Source organism: Kitasatospora cystarginea, from assembly GCF_039533515.1.
GTDB classification, from domain to species: Bacteria; Actinomycetota; Actinomycetes; order Streptomycetales; family Streptomycetaceae; genus Kitasatospora; species Kitasatospora cystarginea.
The window spans coordinates 1-1194 of sequence record NZ_BAAATR010000172.1 but is presented as its reverse complement, the minus strand read 5'-3'; the positions used below and the strand labels follow the sequence as shown (position 1 = coordinate 1194).

At 70.8% G+C, this 1194-nt stretch carries 1 pseudogene; it reads left to right on the top strand.

Annotation, left to right across the window (positions count from 1 at the left end):
• Positions 1–1154: pseudogene (locus ABD369_RS40635) on the top strand (IS3 family transposase); the annotation flags it as partial.
• Between the last annotated feature and the right edge of the window lie 40 nt (positions 1155–1194).

Here is a 1194-nt window from a genome sequence, read left to right as displayed (position 1 = left end):
CCGCGCCCTCGCCGCTCGTTCACGTCGGAGTTCAAGGCCGAGATCGTCGAGCTGTGCCGGCGCGGTGACCGCTCGGTCGGTCAGGTCGCCAAGGACTTCGACCTGACCGAGACCGCGGTGCGCGACTGGGTGAAGCAGGCCCAGGTCGACGCCGGCGAGCGAGACGGCCTGACCAGCGACGAGCGCGAGGAACTGGCCAGGCTGCGGCGGGAGAACCGCCGCTTGCGCGAGGACGTGGACATCCTCAAGCGTGCGACGGCTTTCTTCGCGACGGAGACCCGATGACGGTGCACCCGTTCATCGAGGCGGAGAAGCAGGCAGGCCACAACGTCAAACGGGCGTGTGAACTGCTCCAGGTCTCCCGAGCCGCCTTCTACGCCCGCCGAACCGCCACCCCCGGCCCCCGCGCGGTCCGCGACGCGGAGCTGACCGAGAAGATCACCCAAGTCCACGCGACCTCGCGCGGCACCTATGGAGCTCCGCGCGTCCACGCCGCCCTGCACCGCGACGGCGACCGGTGCGGCCGGCGAAGGGTCGCACGCCTGATGCGCCAGGCCGGCCTCGAGGGCCGGCACCGAAGACGGCGCCAGCGCACCACGATCCCCGACCCCCGCGCCGCCACCCGGCCGGACCTGGTCCTGCGCGACTTCCGGCCCCACCCGACCACCCTCGATGCGCGCTGGTGCGGCGACATCACCTACATCCCCACCGAGGAGGGCTGGCTCTACCTGGCCACCGTCATCGACATCGCCTCCCGCCGCGTCGTCGGCTGGACCACCGCCGACCACCTGCGCACCGAACTGGTCGCCGACGCCCTGCGGGCCGCCTGCCACACCCGCCGCCCGACCGGGCCGGTGATCTTCCACTCCGATCGCGGCTGTCAGTACACCAGCCGTGAATTCGCCGACCTGGCAACCGAGTTCGGAGTTCGGCTGTCGGTCGGCCGCACCGGCCAGTGCTGGGACAACGCACTCGCCGAGTCCTTCTTCGCCACTCTCAAACGGGAGCTGCTCGGCGACCGCCCCTGGCCCAGCCGGGCCGCAGCACGGACCGCGATCTTCGAGTGGATCGAAGCCTGGTACAACATACGCAGGCTGCACAGCAGCCTCGGCTACCGCAGTCCCGCCGAATACGAGACCGTCCTGGCGGCCTGACCACCACACCAACGGTGTCCGTCAAAGCGGAGCAAGCTCA